The 17,008-nt window shown below is 69.4% G+C and carries 12 protein-coding genes; 7 read left to right on the forward strand and 5 right to left on the reverse strand.

What is annotated here, in order from left to right:
- Nucleotides 1-469 (forward strand): HNH endonuclease signature motif containing protein (locus tag VGV60_07310; protein ID HEV8701063.1); only part of this gene is annotated, 469 nt, incomplete at its 5' end.
- Nucleotides 470-506: 37 nt separating this feature from the next.
- Here the strand turns inward: VGV60_07310 and VGV60_07315 are convergent.
- Nucleotides 507-1,760: a saccharopine dehydrogenase NADP-binding domain-containing protein gene (locus tag VGV60_07315; GenBank protein HEV8701064.1), complete on the reverse strand. Its 1,254-nt coding sequence runs from the start codon at nucleotides 1,758-1,760 to the stop codon at nucleotides 507-509.
- Nucleotides 1,761-1,769: 9 nt separating this feature from the next.
- Nucleotides 1,770-2,537 carry an SDR family NAD(P)-dependent oxidoreductase gene (locus VGV60_07320; GenBank protein HEV8701065.1) on the reverse strand — a complete coding sequence of 256 codons (768 nt, stop codon included), beginning with the start codon at nucleotides 2,535-2,537 and terminating at the stop codon, nucleotides 1,770-1,772.
- Nucleotides 2,538-2,815: 278 nt separating this feature from the next.
- Between VGV60_07320 and VGV60_07325 the strand changes: the two genes are divergently transcribed.
- The 6 genes from VGV60_07325 to VGV60_07350 all read left to right on the forward strand — a co-directional run bounded on the left by VGV60_07325 (nucleotide 2,816) and on the right by VGV60_07350 (nucleotide 10,145).
- The gene (locus VGV60_07325; GenBank protein ID HEV8701066.1) at nucleotides 2,816-3,664 is read left to right on the forward strand and encodes a hypothetical protein; all 849 of its coding nucleotides are present in this window, start codon (nucleotides 2,816-2,818) and stop codon (nucleotides 3,662-3,664) included.
- A gap of 2 nt (nucleotides 3,665-3,666) precedes the next feature.
- Nucleotides 3,667-4,230, forward strand: a complete 564-nt coding sequence (locus VGV60_07330) for an SdpA family antimicrobial peptide system protein (GenBank protein ID HEV8701067.1) — start codon at nucleotides 3,667-3,669, stop codon at nucleotides 4,228-4,230.
- Nucleotides 4,227-5,108 carry a sporulation-delaying protein SdpB family protein gene (locus VGV60_07335; protein HEV8701068.1) on the forward strand — a complete coding sequence of 294 codons (882 nt, stop codon included), beginning with the start codon at nucleotides 4,227-4,229 and terminating at the stop codon, nucleotides 5,106-5,108. Before VGV60_07330 ends, VGV60_07335 begins: the two co-directional genes overlap by 4 nt.
- An 11-nt stretch (nucleotides 5,109-5,119) precedes the next feature.
- Nucleotides 5,120-5,548, forward strand: a complete 429-nt coding sequence (locus VGV60_07340; protein ID HEV8701069.1) for a hypothetical protein — start codon at nucleotides 5,120-5,122, stop codon at nucleotides 5,546-5,548.
- Between the two features lie 103 nt (nucleotides 5,549-5,651).
- On the forward strand, nucleotides 5,652-7,757 hold the full coding sequence (locus VGV60_07345) for a methyltransferase domain-containing protein (protein HEV8701070.1): 2,106 nt from the start codon (nucleotides 5,652-5,654) through the stop codon (nucleotides 7,755-7,757).
- A gap of 261 nt (nucleotides 7,758-8,018) precedes the next feature.
- Nucleotides 8,019-10,145, forward strand: coding sequence for an EAL domain-containing protein (locus tag VGV60_07350; protein HEV8701071.1), 2,127 nt, complete (start codon nucleotides 8,019-8,021; stop codon nucleotides 10,143-10,145).
- Here VGV60_07350 and VGV60_07355 read toward each other — a convergent pair.
- From VGV60_07355 to VGV60_07365, 3 genes are all read right to left on the reverse strand, one after another.
- Nucleotides 10,036-11,679, reverse strand: coding sequence for a hypothetical protein (locus tag VGV60_07355; GenBank protein ID HEV8701072.1), 1,644 nt, complete (start codon nucleotides 11,677-11,679; stop codon nucleotides 10,036-10,038). The two genes, VGV60_07350 and VGV60_07355, sit on opposite strands and share 110 nt — an antisense overlap.
- Nucleotides 11,676-12,989 carry an MFS transporter gene (locus VGV60_07360; GenBank protein HEV8701073.1) on the reverse strand — a complete coding sequence of 438 codons (1,314 nt, stop codon included), beginning with the start codon at nucleotides 12,987-12,989 and terminating at the stop codon, nucleotides 11,676-11,678. Before VGV60_07360 ends, VGV60_07355 begins: the two co-directional genes overlap by 4 nt.
- 206 nt (nucleotides 12,990-13,195) lie before the next feature.
- On the reverse strand, nucleotides 13,196-16,699 hold the full coding sequence (locus tag VGV60_07365) for a hypothetical protein (GenBank protein HEV8701074.1): 3,504 nt from the start codon (nucleotides 16,697-16,699) through the stop codon (nucleotides 13,196-13,198).
- Nucleotides 16,700-17,008: the final 309 nt, after the last annotated feature.

A 17,008-nucleotide genomic window follows, 5' to 3' on the forward strand; every position in this document is an offset into this window, starting at 1 on the left:
CATGGTGGCAGCCCGGACGTTTTCCGTCCGCTCCCGCCGCGTGCCGGCCTGGGTCGGCCTCCTGGCGCTCCTGGAAGACTTCGTCCTCACCTGGGACCCGCCGCACCGTGTCGCCCGCGCATCAGCCGGAGCTTCGGCCGGGGGCCGGGGCGGCGCCCCGAAGCGCCCCGGCGACCCGGTGTATTCCCGCGCCGGATGGCGCTGCACCGCCCCCGGCTGCACCTCGCGCATGAACCTGGACGACCACCACGTCCTCTACCGCTCCAGGCGCGGCGGCGACGGGCTCGACAATCGCATCTGCGTGTGCCGCTTCCACCACTACCAGGGAGAGCACGGCGGGCTGGCGTCCTGCCGCGGCAAGGCGCCGCTCGGCATCCTGTGGAGGCTCGGGAAGAAGGACCTTGGGGTCTGGTATCGCAACGAGCGGCGGGTCATGGCGCCGGCTCGTGGATCGCCGCGCGACGCCTGACATGACGCACACCGTGAACGCCGGTGAAAAACCGGGACTAGGAGCCGCTCCGAATATCAGACCGGTGGCCTGTCTCGATCTTCCTGCGGACCTGGATGCCGAAGCCGCCGATCCCGCGGTAGAAGATCGCACGCTCCTCCGGGCCGAGCGTCTCGGGCAGGACCACCCCCGTCTGGCGTATCTGCCCCCGCAGGAGCATCAGGGAGAAGGTCGCGGCGGGAACCGAGGTCACGAGGGACACGTCGCTCGTCCCGCGCACGATCGTGCTCGCGGTCCGGAGGTCCGGGGAATCCGACCAGAGCACGATGCGCCCCCGGCGCCCGTCCTTCCAGCCGTCCACCTCGCACGCCACCATCGACTGGCTGTTGAGCCGGCCGCTTCCGGCCAGGTCCATCAGCCGCTGCGGCGCGATGGTCCGCGGCAGCCGCTTCAGCAGGACCTCGCGCGGGCTCACGCGGACGCCCCGGACTTCGACCGGCGCGTCGTCCAGAAGGCCCAGCCCCTCGATCAGGAACCGCCACGCATCGATGTCCGGCTCGCCGATCTTGTAGTCACAGTGTCGGACCGGCTTGCCGACGTACAGCGGAATCGTGACCGGCTCCTCATGCGCGTGCAGATAGACCTTGCCAGGCCTGCCGATAGGCGGCGGGAAGTCGTAGATCTCCTCCCCCGAAAAGATCGGCATCCGCTTCGGCCGGCCGTCCTCCCAGATCATCGGCTCGGTGGCGCAGTCCAGCAGGAAGACCGGCAGCGACCAGAGCGGCTCGAACCGGTCGCTCGTGGTGACGCTATAGTCCCGGATCCGGATCGACTCGACCCGGTCGAACTGGTCGGCCCCCTCCCGGGCCATGACGTTCGTCAGGCCCGGGGCGCTGCCGGCGTTGACCAGGGCGGTCCTGCCGGAGGACCGCCACTCGCTCTCGTGCTCGAGCTGCTCGATCGGCTTCCCCTGCCTTTCGTAGAGGAGAGTCGACGACAGGTCGACGTAGTTCACCCCCGCCCGGAGGGCGGCCATCATGACATTGGGAATGAACTCCGGAAGCGCCGTGTTGACGACCAGATCGAAGCGTCCCGAGCGCAGAAACGCCGTCGTCGGATCGAGGGCGGCCGCATCGACGCGATCGACCGTGACCTTGGGGCTGCCGATGTTGGCCGCGGTCTCCCGCGCCCGCTCCGGGTCGAGGTCGGCCAGGACGATCGCGGCGACGTCCTCCGCGCGCGCCAGCACGCCCGCGACGACGTTTCCCTGCGCGCCGGCGCCTGCGACCAGGACCCTGTGGTGGGAGGGCATCGAGTCTCCTCAGCCGGCCGAGTAGCCGCCGTCGACGGGCAGGAGCGCCCCGGTGATGAAGCTCGCGTCGTCGCTGGCCAGGAAGACGACCGCGTCGGCCGCCTCGCGCGGCCGGCCGATGCGCCCGACCGGATGCGCCTCGTTCAGCCGGGCGCGGAACTGATCAACCGAAAGACCCAGCTGGCCGGCCTCGCGCACGAACAGGGGTGTCTCGATTTCGCCGCAGCAGATGGCGTTCACCCGAATCCCTCTGCGGGCGTAATCGAGGGCCATGGCCCGGGTCAGGTTGGCCACCGCCCCCTTGGCGGCGCAGTAGGCGGCGGACCGGAGGTCTCCCACCAGGCCGGCCACGGAGGAGTTGTTGACGATCGCCCCCTTGCCGCGCGCCAGCATGCGCGGGAGGACGTGCTTCGACACCAGATAGACCGAGGTGAGGTTGACGCGAAGCACCTGGTCCCATTCCTCCATGGTGACTTCGTGCAGCTCGTTCGGGACGAACGTCCCGGCGTTGTTGAACAGGACATCGATCCGGCCGTGGCTCGCGACCACGCCTTCGACGAGGCGGGCGACGTCGTCGGGATCCGTCACGTCGCAGACGACCGCCTCCGGGCGTCCGTGCCCCTTCGCCCCGAGCGCCGCCACGGCCGAGCCGCTCCCCTCCCGGGATTGGTCGGCGATGACGACTCGCGCCCCCTCCTCGAGGAACCGCTCGGCCGTCGCCAGACCGATGCCGGACGCTCCTCCGGTGATCAACGCGACCCGATCCTCGAGCCTCACGGTCCTTCCCTCCGGGCGGTGCTCCGTCGCGGGAGTCGACGATGCTGGTGCGGGAAGCCGAGATTCTATCATCACCGCGACGAAGGGGCCCCCATTGCACGGAGCCAGTGTCCATCAAGGGTTTCAAGGAAATCTTTGCCGATTTTCTCCTTGACCTTTCGCGGATCCGTGGTACATTCACGCTCGAAGCGCCCGCCCCTTTTTCCCCAGCCGCGTAGCGGAATTCCCCGCGCCCCGATTCGAGAGCCGTCCTGCGCTCTTCGAGGAGGTGTGCCGTGGTGTGTCGGTCCCGCACGTGGTTCGCGCGTCCTTATTTCCTGGTCCCGTTCTGCGCCGTGTTCCTCGGCTTTGTCGTCCTCGACGGCTCCGGCCTCGCCGCGCCGGCGCGCCCGGCGGCCCCGCAATTCAGCGGTGCCGAGCTCTATCGCGGAATCATCCTGGCGCACGGGCCGGTCGCCGGGCTGATTCCCGAGATCCGGGATCAGCTGCTGCCGCCCAGGTTCGCCCAGGACCGGCAGCTGCGGCGCGCCATCGAGATGTTCCAGGACCGCCTGATCGAGGAGATCGGCCTGACCCATCCGCAGTTCTTCGACCGCTTCGCCGCCGCCATGCGGAGCGGCGATCACCTGGCCGTCCAGGACGGGCTGGAGAGCGCCGGGCGCGTGACCCTCGAGTCCCTCGCCGGCATGCACGAGGTCGCGGCGCTCCGCGCGGCCCTCAGGGAGGATCCGGGCCGGATGCGCGGCTTCCTGGACGCCCTGAGGCAGAACCCCGAGGCGGCCGGAATCGACGACGCCACGATCCAGAAGGCGATCGAGCTCGCGATCGTCCGGGGTCTCGAGCAGGTCGACGCTCCGCAGGACCCGTACGCCGTCGACTCGTCGGTCGTCGTCGTCCTGGTCTCGGTGGCGGCGATCGTGGCCGCGATCACCGTCGTGCTCGCCCAGAGCTACGCCGCGGCACTGAACATCGCGACCGCGGTCAATGTGGCGGTGGTCGTGGTCGCCTGGACCTGGGCCTATGCCACCAAGGGCGGCGACGACCCGAAGCGAAGGAAAGCGATCTCGCGGCTCCCGCTGGACCGCGAGCAGATGGTCGATTCGATCGTCCTGGCGTTCGGGGGCTGACCGTGCGTCCGGCGCAGGTGTGCGTGGCCCTCCTCTGGGCGGCGGCGATCGGCCCGGTCCTGCTCGGCAGCCTGCCGGACAGCCCGTTGCGCCCGTCTCTCGGCTTCCGCCAGGACATGATCGCCATCGCCCCGCAGGGATGGGCCTTCTTCACCCGCGACCCCCGGGAGCCGGTCGATCGCGTCTACGCCCCGCTGCAAGCCGGTCCGAGTGCTGGGCCGGAGTGGGCGCAGGTCACCTACACGAACTCGAGCCGGCGCAACTGGCTTGGATTGAAGCGGGACGCGCGCGCCCTGAACGTCGAGCTGGCCTCCCTCCTGTCCGAGGTCGATCCCGCACAATGGAGGGACTGTCCGGGCCGGATCGAGACCTGCTTGCGGGAGCGGGACGTCCCTGCCGTGGCGGTCGTCAATCGATCCAGGATCCGCGCCCTGTGCGGCTCGATCCTCGTCGAGCGGCGGCCGCCCGCCCCCTGGGCCTGGAGCCGCGCGAAGCGTCCGGTCCTGCTGGACTCGAAGATCGCCCGGCTCGAGGTGCGCTGCGACCGGGACGGGGACCGGCCGTGAGCCCGGACCGTGACCCCATCGCTCCCTGGACCAACGTCTACGGCGCGGCGCGGACCCTCCTCGCGCTGGGGACGCTGGTGAACCTGGTCTGCGACGACGTCGACGTCCTCTTCCGGCCGCTCGGCGTCGGGATGGGAGAGACTGCCGTGGCCCTGCCGCTCGTGAGGCTGAGCCTGTTCTCGATCCTGTCGGGCGGGCGTCTCGAGCTGGCGCGGTGGCTGGGCATCGTGATCCTCCTCGTCGTCGCGTCGGGATGGAGGCCGCGCCTCACCGGGCTCCTGCACTGGTGGGTCACCTGCAGCTTCGCGGCCTCCTGCGTCGTGGTGGACGGGGGGGATCAGGTCGCGGCCAACCTGACGCTCCTGCTCCTGCCCGTGACCCTCACCGACCCGCGGCGCTTCCACTGGGCGAGTCCCGCCGCCGTCGCGGGACGCGGACAGTCGATCGCGGCGCTGCTCGCCCGATCCGCGCTCCTGGTCGCCCGGATCCAGGTCGGCTTGATCTACCTCGTGGCCTGGGTCTCGAAGATCGCCGTGGAGGAATGGACCAACGGGACCGCCCTGTACTACTGGTTCCTCCATCCAGTGTTCGGCGTCTCGGACTGGCGGCAGACCCTCCTGCTGCCGCTTCTGACCCGGCCCGTGACGGTCGTGCTGCTCACCTGGGGAGCGATCGCCCTCGAGGCGCTCCTGTTCATGGGTCTTCTGATCGACCGCCGCCACCGGCCCGCCCTGCTGGTCGCCGGAGTCTTGTTCCACACGGGCATCGCCCTGGTTCACGGTCTCATCACGTTCGGCCTGGCGATGACCGCCGGCCTCATCCTCTACCTGCGGCCACCCGAGAAGTCGTTCGCGGTGGCGCGCCTCAACCCTCGATAGGAGACTCGATCATGGAAGGACGCTGCATCTGGTGCAACAAGGTCGGAGGCAATCTGCGGCAGGCGACCGTCGGGGCGCGCCATCCCCTTCTCTGCGGGTCCGCTCAGACGGAGTTCGTGGTCCACGAGGAGCACGCCGATGCGTTCAGGCGCTTGAGCGAGAGGGTCGGGAGATCCGGCTGGCTCTTCCTGGCGGCCATCGGCGTCTGCCTGCTCGCGATGGTGGCTCTCGAGATCGCCCTGGTCGCGGGAGCCCGCACCGTCGGCATCGTCGGGATCGGCGTGGCCGTCGTCGCGCTCGGGATCGTCCTGTCGGCGCTGCCGTTCTCGACGCCTCAGACCGTCGCCCTGCTCGGCGCCAGGACCGCGGCGCGGCTGGTGCGCGTCGCGGGGGCGCTGCTGATCGGCCTCGGCCTGTTCGTCGCTCTCCTGGCGCGCTAGGCGCCTGTCCGAGCGCTGGACCAGGCCGCGCGGCCTGGGCCCGCGGATTGTGGCTGCGACCGGCCGAGTGTAGGATGATGCGCCTCGCAACGGGAGAGATCGCATGCCCGACACCTGGATCCTCGTGGGCGGACCCTCCCGCCGCCGGCTCTTTCTCCTCAGCGCGCTGGCCCTGTTCGCCGAGCTGGCGCTCATCCGCTGGCTGGGCTGCGAAGTCCGGATCTTCGCGTACTTCAAGAACCTGATCCTCATCGCCTGCTTCCTCGGCTTCGGCGCGGGCTTCTACCGGGCGCGCGCCCGGGCCCGGCTCGGAGCGTCGCTCGCGGTCCTCCTGGGCGTCGTCGCCGTCGTCGCGCTGCCGCCGCGCGCCGGCTGGGAGCACGGGCCGCAGATCGCCACCCGGGCCCTGTCGAACTTCTACGGCAGCATCTTCATGGGCGACCTGCCGTCCGCCCCGGCGGTCGCCATCGGGACATTCCTTCTGGGCCTGTTCTGGACTGCCGCGCTCTTCCTGGCGAGCAGCGTCGTTCTCTTCGGCTACGCGCAGCGCATCGGCGCGGACATCGACGCCTTCGGGCAGGACGGGAGGCTCCAGGCCTACTCCTGGAACGTCGCCGGCAGCCTGGCGGGAATCCTGGGGTTCGCGCTCGTGTCGCAACTGGCGCTTCCTCCCCTGGCGTGGTTCCTCGTGGTGCTCCTGGGCACGGCACCGTTTCTGCAAGGCTGGAAGTCGCGCGGCGCCGCCCTGGCCGGAGCCGCCCTGCTCCTCGTCGCGCTGCCGCCCCAGGCCGGCACGATCTGGTCGCCGTACCACAAGCTCGAAGTGACCCGGAAGCCGGACGGGTCGAGGCTGGTCACGGTCAATGGGACCGGGTACATGTTCATGTTCCCGGTCGGCTCCGAGTCGTTGCCCTGGGGGCGCGCCGGCGTCGATCGATGGCGCCTTCCCTACAGGCTGCATGGGCACGCCTCCCGGGTCCTGATCGTCGGCGCGGGGGCCGGCAACGACGCGTCCGCGGCCCTCCAGGCCGGAGCCGAGCGGGTCGTCGCCGTCGAGATCGATCCGGAAATCTACCGGATCGGCAGGACTCTCCACCCCGACAGGCCCTACCAGGACCCGCGGGTTCAGATCGTCATCGACGACGCCCGCCATTTCGTGGAGACGACCCGGGAGCGGTTCGACCTGATCGTCTTCAGCCACCTGGACGCCCACACGGCGCTGTCGGGCTACACCAACCTCCGTCTCGACAACTACATCTACACCGTGGAGAGCTTTCGCAACTGCAGGCGGCTGCTCGATCCGGGAGGCGCGCTCTTCGTCTCGTTCTGGATCACCCAGGACTGGGTGGCCACCCGCTTCATCGAGAACCTGAGGCTCGCGTTCGGGGAGCCGCCGGTCTCGTACTTCGTACGGGACGATCGGGGCGTGGTCCAGGCCTACTACATCGCGACCGACGTTCCGGAGATCCGCGGCCTCGCCGCGGTGATCGGGCGGCAGGGAAACTGGGAGCCAGATGAAGTCTCGCCGCCCCCGCCGTCGACCGACGACTGGCCCTTTCTCTTCGCGCAGAGGCGAATCGTCCCCACCCCGATGCTGCTGCTGGCGGTTCCCCTGCTCGCCCTGTGCTTCGTCATCGTCGGGCTGATGCTGCGGCCGGAGCGGAGCGCGGAAGGGGGCCTTCCCCTGGATCGGCATTTCTTCTTCCTGGGGGCGGCGTTCCTGCTGGTCGAGGTCCACAACGTGAGCAAGCTGGCCCTGGTGTTCGGCACGACCTGGACCGTCAATGCCTGGGTGATCAGCGGCGTGCTTCTCGCCGTCCTGCTGGCCAACCTTGTCGTGAGCGTCCGCCCGTCATGGGCGCGCGGCCGCATCCTGTACGGCCCCCTGTTCGCGAGCCTGATCGCCGGGGCCGTTCTCGGGCCCGGGACGCTGACAGCCCTGCCGATGGGCAGGCTCTGGGCGGTCCTCCTCTACACGCTGCCGCTCGGGTTCGCCGGAATGGTGTTCGCCGCGTCGTTCCGCGGAGCTCGGGACGCGCCCCGCGCCCTCGGCTCGAACATTCTCGGGTCGATCCTGGGGGGGTTTCTCGAGCTGGTCTCGTTCACCGTCGGCCTGTCCGGGCTCCTGTACCTCGCCGTCGGCCTGTACGCGCTCTCCTGGCCCGGGGACCCGGCCCGCCCCGGGCCGGATACCGCCGGCGGATCCTAGGAGCCGGTCCGATCGTCCCAGGCCTGGAGGGGGCCGTCCATCAGGGCGCCGATTACAAAAAACGCCGAGCGGTGACCGCCGGGCCCCGAATCCGGGCCAAAGTCTCACTCGGGCGCCCTCCCACGGGCCGCAATAACACCCGCCTTCTTAATACCGGCCTTAATAATGATAGGCCCTGCTTGAATGCCCCCGGCCGGGCGCTTAGATTCTGCCGACATGGAGGGAACCGTCCCGCCCGAGGCCCGTTCGTCGGAGGCCCCCTTGATCCTCGTCGTGGACGACGAGGCGGCCGTGCGCCAATTTCTGCGCGGAGCGCTGGAGCACAAGGGCTTCAGGGTGATCGAGGCCGAGAACGGCGCGCAGGCGGTCGAGCTCTGCAGAAGCCGGAGGCCCGAGCTCATCCTTCTCGACGTGAACATGCCCGAGATGGACGGGTTCGAGGCCTGCGCCGCGATCCGGTGCCTGCCCGGCAGCGAGACGACCCCGATCCTGATTCTCACCAGCCTGGACGATCTCGAGTCGGTCAGCCGGGCGCGTGAGGCCGGCGCCACCGATTTCGCCCTGAAGCCGATCAGCATGCCGATCCTGGATCACCGGGTCCGCTACATGCTGCACGCCAAGAGCAATCTCGACCGCCTCGTCCGCAGCGAAGAGCGGCTGGCGAGGGCGCAGCGCATCGCCCGCCTCGGCAACTGGGAGTGGGACGTCCAGTCGGGCACGGTGCACTGGTCGGAGGAGATGTACCGCCTGTACTCGGTGATCCCGGGCCCGGCGGCCCCGGGACGCGATCGCCTGCTCGATCGCATCCACGTCGACGATCGGGAGATGGTGTCCCGCGCCATCGTCGAGGCCCTGCGCGGCTCCAGGCCGTACAGCCTCGACTTTCGCGTGGCCGCACCGGACGGGGCGGAGCGCTTCGTTCACGAGGAGGCCGAGATTCTGTTCGACCGGTCCGGCACCGCCGTCCGGATGGTCGGCACGACCCAGGACATCACCGAACGGAAGCGGGCCGAGGGCCAGATCCGCATCCTGGCCTATTACGACGGCCTCACCCTCCTGCCGAACCGGAGGCTCTTCCTCGAGAAGCTCGGCGTGACGCTGGAGAACGTGAGGCGGCGGGGCGGCCTTCACGCGGTGCTCTTCCTCGATCTCGATCGGTTCAAGCAGATCAACGACACGCTCGGGCACGGCGTGGGCGACCGGCTTCTGCAGGCGGTCGCGGAACGCCTGCGCAAGAGCCTGCGCAGCAGCGATGCCATCGCCCGCGGCGACCTGTCGGGCACCAACGAAGACGTCTGCCGCCTCGGAGGGGACGAGTTCATCGTGTCGATCTCGAACATCACCCGCGGCGAGGACGCGGCCACGGTCGCGAAGCGCATTCTCGAGGCCCTGCAGCTGCCGTTTCGCCTGGACGAGCAGGAGGTCTTCATCTCCGCCAGCGTCGGAATCAGCCTCTTCCCGCAGGACGGGACCGATCTCGAGACGCTCCTCAAGAACGCGGACGCGGCGATGTATCAGGCCAAGGAGGCCGGGCGGAACAATTGCCAGTTCTTCAGCCAGTCGATGAACGTCACGGCGGTGAAGCGACTGACTCTCGAGAACAAGCTCCGCAGGGCCCTGGAGCGCGAGGAGTTCCAGCTGTATTACCAGCCGCAGATCGACGTGCGCACCTGGTCGATCGTCGGCGCGGAGGCCCTCGTCCGCTGGCGGCACCCGGTCCTCGGACTGGTCTCCCCCTCGGAGTTCATCCCGCTGGCCGAGGAAACCGGCCTGATCCTGCCGATCGGTGATTGGGTGCTCCGCACGGCGAGCGCCCAGGCCCTGGCCTGGCAGAAGGCGGGGCATGGATCCGTGGTCGTGGCGATCAACATCTCCGGCCGCCAGTTCCGCGAGAGGAACCTGGCGAAGATGATCGAGCAGGCGCTCGGCGGAATCGGGCTCGATCCCCACCGGCTCGAGCTCGAGATCACCGAGAGCGTCCTGATGCGCAGCGCCGAAGAGACGGTGGATACCCTGAAGATGCTCAAGACGATGGGGGCGCGGATCGCGGTGGACGACTTCGGGACCGGCTACTCGTCCCTGAGCTACCTCAGGCGCTTCCCGATCGACCGCCTGAAGCTCGACCAGTCGTTCATCCACGAGATCGTCGCCGACCGCGGCACCGCCGCCATCGTCGCCGCGGTGATCGGCATGGCGCGCGGCCTCGGTCTCGAGGTGATCGCGGAGGGCGTCGAGACCCCGGAGCAGCGCACCATGCTGTTCCAGGAGGGCTGTCACATCATGCAGGGATACCTGTTCGGCCGGCCCCTGCCGGCCCTGGAGTTCGAGCAGCTCCTGATCCACCGGGCCGGCGACGAATCGCTGGGGGCCCGCGCCGGCTCGGGCTGACCGCGGCTTCCGATCGTCCCGCCCCGCCGCTTGCCGCGCCCCGGTCCCGGAGGCGCAGCGCCAGCATGACCGCGAAATAGAGAGCCGTCAGCGCGCTCAGGACAAAGAAGCGAAAATCGGGGATGGCGGCCGCCTGCGGGAGGAAGCGCGCCGCCGCGACGGCGATCCAGAAACCGGTCAGGGCCACGAGCGCGTCGCGGCGTTCCGGGAAGATGAAGGGGACGAGGGCGAGCACGGCGTAGTCGTAATGGGCCAGGTGGAGGCAGGCGAATACCAGGACCACGCCCGCGAACAGGCCGTCGTCGGGCCGGCCGCGACGGAGCAGGACCAGGAGCGCCGCCGCCAGGACGGCGATCACACCCAGGCAGGGACCACGGTTCGCGGCGAGCGTCTTGCCCGCCTCGGCCGCCCAGTCGATGGCCCTGCCCTCCTCCCAGGCGCGCTCGATTGCCGCCACGTTGTGATCGTCCTTGTAGAAGAAAAGGTAGCTCAGGCCGAGGACGTTCACCGAGAGTCTCTGGCTGTGCAGGGAGATCTTCTGAGTGAATTCAACCCAGGCGTTCTCCCCGTCCGGGGTGTGCAGGAGCGACGTCGCCGCGATCACGATGAGGGCGGTGGCCACCACGGCCGCGAAGAGGGGCGCATGGCGCCGGAGAAGGAGGCGGCGGTCGCGATGGATCAGATTCTGGACCGCAAGGCCCGCGATCAGGATGCAGGGAAACACGCGCAGGAGGCCCGCCACCGCGAAGGCTCCGCCGCTCAACGCCATGCGACCCCTGGCATAGGCCAGGATGGCGACCAGGAGAGCAAGAAGATGCAGGTGACGAAGGTAGGCCCCGCCGGTGTAGGCCGCGTCGTTGAACGGGTTGACCGCCCAGAGAAAGATGAACAGGGCGCCTGTGCCGGGGCCGACCCAGAACGACAGGATGACTCCCGCGAGGACGACCAGGGCCACGTCCAGCCATGCTGCGAGACGGATGTAACGCGGGCTCGAGAGAAAGGGCTGCCTGGCGAGGCCGCCCAGGATCGCCGTGACCAGGGGGGAGCCGTTGTAACCATGATCCTGCAGGGACTCGCCCACCTTCCAGAGGACTCCGTCCACCTCGCGGAAATACGCGATGTCGCGCCGGAATGCCTCCCAGCGCTCCGGGGAGAAACGGGCGCGAATCGCGTCCGCGCGCGCGATGACGGAGGGGCGGGGCTCCATCTGGTAGGACCGGAGCGACCTGACCTGAAGGTCCGGGTCCAGGGAGGACGGGTCATCCTCGTAATCGGCGACGACCGTGGCCTCGTAGAGCCCCGAATAGCCCACCTCGGGGAAGTACTTGGTGCCGACATAGTAGTGAAAGAACTCGTTGAGGTTGAAGCCTTCCCGGGCGACGAAGGCGACGTGGGGGAGCAGCGCGACGGCCGCCAGGATTCCGATCAGGGTCGCTTCATGGCGCGCCACGGCGGGGACGCGGTCCCTCAGGAAGAGCGCAAGCAGGAACGCACCCAGGAGGAGGATGGTGAGAAGAGGGATCGCCGCGGTCACCCCAGCGCCTCCCGCACCCGGTCGGCGCGGATCCAGAACCACAGGAGGGCGCCGACGATGGCGAAGATCGACCCGGTGGCGAGAGCCGCCTCCCAGCCCAGCGTCTCGACGGTCAGCGGGACCAGCAGGGCGCCGATGCCGCCGACCACGTTCCCTCCCGTATTCAGGACGCCGCAGGCGGTCGACGCGTGCCTCCCGGACACCGAAATCGTCGCGGCCCAGAACGACCCCTCGGTCACCTGCTGGCAGCCGAGGCACAGGGACAGGTAGACGACGGCGACACGCGGATTGGCGGCGGTCGCCGCGGCCACGATGAACGCCGCCGTGAGCGCCAGACCGACGATGGACGGCAGCCTGCAGCCCCAGCGCTTCCCGATGCGGCGGCCCAGCCCGTCGCAGATCGCCCCGCCGGCGAGAGCGCCGAACGCTCCGGCGATCCAGGGGGCCGCCGCGTAGAAGCCCCCCTCAAGGACCTTGAATCCGCGGCTCTCGACGAGATAGATGAACAGCCAGTTGAAGAACAGGTAGAAGACGTAGTTGCTGCAGAAGTAGCTGGCGGTCAGCAGCAGAATCTCGCGGTCCTTCAGCACCAGCATCCATGTGGCGCCCGCCTCCGGGCTCGACCGGTTGGGCCGATCCGCATCGATCAGCGCCAGCTCCTCCTGGCCGACGCCCGGATGCTCCGCCGGGCGGTCCCGGACGTACCACCACCAGTATCCGGCCGTCAGGATCGCCAGGGGGGCCGTGAGGATGAACGACAGGCGCCACCCGACCGATTCCATCAACCACGCGATCAGGGGGCCGGTCGCCGCCGATCCCAGAGTCAGGCCGGCATTGCTCAATCCGTTCGGAAACGCCCATCCAGAGACCGGGAACCAGTTGCAGATCGTGCCTCCCCCGAGGACCGGGAAGAGGGGCGCCTGCGCCACGCCCATCAGGAACCGGGCCCCGATCAGGGCGGCGAGGATGACGGCGGGAGACGCAAGCCTCGGGCCGGGGACCAGACCCACGAGCAGGTTCAGCGCTCCCCACGCGATGGCAATGTGCGTCAGCGCCCTCCGGCTGCCGACGGCGTCGCCGTACACGCCGCCGGGGAACTGGAAAATCGCGTAGCCCCACGCGAACGACGCCAGCACCATGCCGAGCTGGATGTGCGTCAGGCCGAGGTCCGCCATCATCCGTTCGCCGGCGATGGACATGTTCGTCCGCAGCACGTACGCCACGAAGCTGGAGACGAAGAGCAGGACGAGGATGATCCAGCGGACCGACGTCATCCGCCCTGCGCGGTGATCGACTGGCGACTGGGTCACGGGCGGGCGCTCCCGTACGTTCGCGACGAAGAACGGGGAACAGTATCACGCACGGCCCGCCGCCATCCCGCCGTCAGAGGAGGGTTGGCTCACGGAGGATTCGGGCGTGCCGGCGGGGGCGGACGACGCTACGGAGGCGTCGGACAGGGCGCCGCATTCGGGATCGGGTCGCCCGCGGAGGGCGGCATCGATTCTGGGGAGTCGGCTCAGGGGCAGCTCCGGGCAATACGGGGCGTTCCGTCCGAGGCGGACCCGAGCGAGCCCATTCTGGAAGGGCAGGCGTTTTCCCCCCGTACCAGGTAAAAGAAGGCGGCTCCTTGAGCAGGCGTCTCCGGATCGACCGTCGCGGTGTCAGACCCGTCGTTCGTTTCGACGCAGACCGTGCCGGTGACGAAATCAGCGGCGCTTGGCGAACGGAGGCTGTCGTATTGGACCGAAGATCCGCCGAAGTCGGCGGGGGGAGTCCAGGACAGAGTCTTTGAGTCGGCGGCGAAGCGCAGGTCAAGCGCTTCGCCGGGCGCCGCCCAGACGAGACCGTTTGCGTCGTCACAGTCGCCGCAAGACTGCACGCCGTCCTGGTCCCGATCAAGTTGAAGACCGAGCGCGTACCGCCCGCCGGTACTGAGAGTCGATACGGCGTCCTGCCCGCCCCACACGATCATCGAGCCTCCGGTCCAGACGGCGCGGTGGGAAGAGCGCGCCGACGGGGCGCCGACGCTCGAGAGAGACTCCCAGACATCCTGGGCAGGATTGTAGCGGGCGCCGCCGTCGAGCGCCGACGAGGCGTCCTGCCCGCCCCACACCAGCATGCGTGTCCCGGTCCAGACCGCGGTGTGCTCCGCTCGCGGTGGCGGTGCGCCGGTGGTCGAGGTCGCCGACCAGATCCTCTGCATCGGATCGTAACGCCCTCCGTCGTTGAGATGTGTGGCTCCGATCCCGCCCCAGATCACCATCACGCTTTCGGTCCAGACCGCCGTGTGATTGAAGCGTGGCGCCGGAGCAACGCCGGTCGTCGGGAGTGCGGTCCAGGAGTTGCCGACTGGGTCGAACTCACCGCCGCTGCCCAGCGCGACGCCGGCATAGCCTCCCCAGACCAACATCCGGCCCCCCGTCCAGACCGCCGTATGCAGATAGCGTCCTGCCGGCGCGCCGGTCAGGGACATCGGCTGGGATGCCCAGATGTTCGCCGCCGGGTCGTACCGTCCCCCGCTGTTCAGGAACGAGATGTCGTACCCGCCCCACACGACCATCACGCTCCCCGTCCAGACCGCCGTGTGATAGGCGCGGGCGGAAGGCGCTCCTGCGGCCGCCATGGAGCTCCAGGTGTCATGCAGCGGATCGTAACGGCCACCGGAGCCGAGGTAGGCGAAGCTCTGCCCGCCCCAGATGAGCATCACGTTCCCGGCCCAGACCGCCGTGTGGTAGGCCCGGGCGGAAGGCGCCAGCGCAGTCGAGGTGGGGAGCCATGAATCGGTGAGGGGGTCGTAGCGCCCGCCGGTGTTCGCGACCGAAGCGCCGTTCGTTCCACCCCAGACCACCATGACGGTCCCGGTCCAGATCATTGTGTGACCGTAACGCGCCGATGGAGCGGTGCTGGTGAGCGTCGGCGTCCATGCGTTGGCGACAGGATCGTAGCGCCCGCCGGTGTTGAGCCCGCCCGCCGACCCCGACGAACCGCCCCAGATGATCATGACGGCGCCGGTCCAGATCGCCGTATGCCCGTTGCGGGCCACCGGCGCGTTGAGCGTCGGAAGAGGCGACCAGGTGTCCCCGGACGGGTCGTAGAGGCCGCCGGAGTCGTCGGGCCCTGAGCTGTTGCGGCCACCCCACACCACCATCCTGCTCGCCGTCCAGATCGCTGTATGCCCCGAGCGTGGCGCCGGCGCGTCGAGGGTCGCGGTCGGAGACCATTGGTTCATGCCCGGGTCATAGCGTCCGCCGCTGTCGAGCCCCGTCGACGATCCGTCCTGGCCGCCCCAGACCACCATGCGGCTCCCGGTCCACACGGCCGTGTGCAGGCTGCGCGGTACCGGGGCGTTGCTGGTGGAGACCGCCGGCTGCAGCCAGCTGTCGGCGGCCGGGTCGTACCGGCCACCCGAATTCAGGATCCCGCCGCTCCCGCTCCCGCCCCACACCACCATGATGCTGCCGGTCCACACGGCGGTGTGTCCGTCACGCGCCGGCGGCGCGTTGGACGTCGATGTCGTATCCCATCGGTCGAGGGTCGGATTGTAACGACCTCCGGTGAGCAGGGAGGAGGATCCGTCCGAGCCGCCCCAGACCACCATGACGCTGCCGGTCCATACGGCCGTGTGCAGGCTGCGCGCCGAGGGGGCTCTGCTGGTCGTCATGCCGGCCCAGGTGTCGCCCGCGGGATCGTACAGGCCGCCGGTATCGAGTGACCCCGAATCGTCCGCCCCGCCCCACACGGCCATCCGGCTGCCGGTCCAGACCGCAGTGTGCAGGCTGCGCGGCGACGGCGCGCCCGCGTTCGTCATCGAAGTCCAGGTGTCGGTCAGCGGGTCGTACCGGCCGCCGCTGTTGAAGAACGATCCGCCATACCCACCCCACACGATCATGAGGCTGCCGGTCCAGATCGAGGTATGGTCCGCGCGCGGTTCGGGCACGCCGTAGAGCGATGCATTATCCCAGGTGTCGTCCGCTGGGCAGATCGCAGCGTCCGGGACCGGTGCGGTGGGCACCGGCGCAGAGTCTGGAGGCGCCGGAGATGCGGGGGGCAGCGCAAGCGAGGGATCGGCCACCGAAGGCACCGCGCCCTCATCGAGCTCCGGTGACGTCTTCCCCCACCATTCGTCCCAGGTGATCTTCGGGATGATGTACGTTGCCACCCGGAAGCGACCCGGCTCCTCATCGAGGAGGGCGACCACGGTGAACGACTCCGGCCCTTCGACCACAGGAGAGATCTCCCCCACCGCCCCGGGCGCCCGTTCTCGCCACAGGCGGAAGCGGTCGTCATCCAGGACCACGCGCACAGCGGCAGACGGGTTCGGAGGCAAGGCCGAGTCCGCACGATCCGGCGCCGGATGGAGGGGGCCCTCCGGGGCCGGGACCGGGTACGCCGAGGCGACGGGCACCCTGCGGACGACCTCCGTCACCGAGCGGCCCGGGTGCACGGCGCGTGGATCGAGGTCGCCGCCCACCAGCCGCGAGCGCAGCGCCACAGCCTCCTCGTAGGCCGCTGAGTGGATGCGCCGATCGCTGGCGAAGAAGCTGCGCGCCTGGCGCTCGACCAGGATCGGGCGGACGAAGCACTCCTGGATCCGCACCGGGTCGCGGCCCAGTGCGGTGTAGATCTCCTGCAGGCGATCGGGGAGCCGGGTGCTGCGGGCGATGCGGTGAAGCTCGCGGGCGAGAGCCTTGGCGGTCACCTCGATCTTCCAGAAGCGCGCCAGGGCGATCGACAGCCTGAGGGAGTCGCGCACCCGCTCTACGACCACCCGGCGCGGCACGGCCTCCTCGAACGGCCGCGACGCCCCGATCTGGTGCGCGTAGTAGACCCGCTCGATGGCCTCCTGCCCTTCGACCCTCTCTTCGAACGTCAGGAGGGGTGGCAGGGTGGACGCGGGTGACGGGGAGGCTGCGACAGCCCCCGGGGCGACAGGCCCGGACAGACCGGCGATCCCCGCAAGCACCCCGATGGCGATGAGAATGGCCACCGGCTTCAGGACACGTCCCAGACTAGCCTTCATTCAGTCACACGACACGGCCGCACACCCGCAGGGCGTCGCGCGCCCCTCCGCGCGACATGCCCGTCGTGACCGCGCCCCGGGTCGGCGCCTTGTAATGCGCAGGGCGCCGACCCGGCCCAAAGCCCGGACTGCCGCTAGAAGTTGACCACGATGGTCGGGTTGAAGCCACACGTCGTCACGTCGAACCCGACCGTCCTCTTCATCCGATGGCCGTTCACCACCGCGGTCACCGTCACGTTGTACGACCCCGGCAGCAGCTGGATCGGGTTGCTCACCGTCCCGTATTCCCGGTGGTACTGGAACCCCGCG

It is taken from the genome of Candidatus Polarisedimenticolia bacterium (assembly GCA_036001465.1).
Classification (GTDB): Bacteria; Acidobacteriota; Polarisedimenticolia; order Gp22-AA2; family Gp22-AA2; genus Gp22-AA3.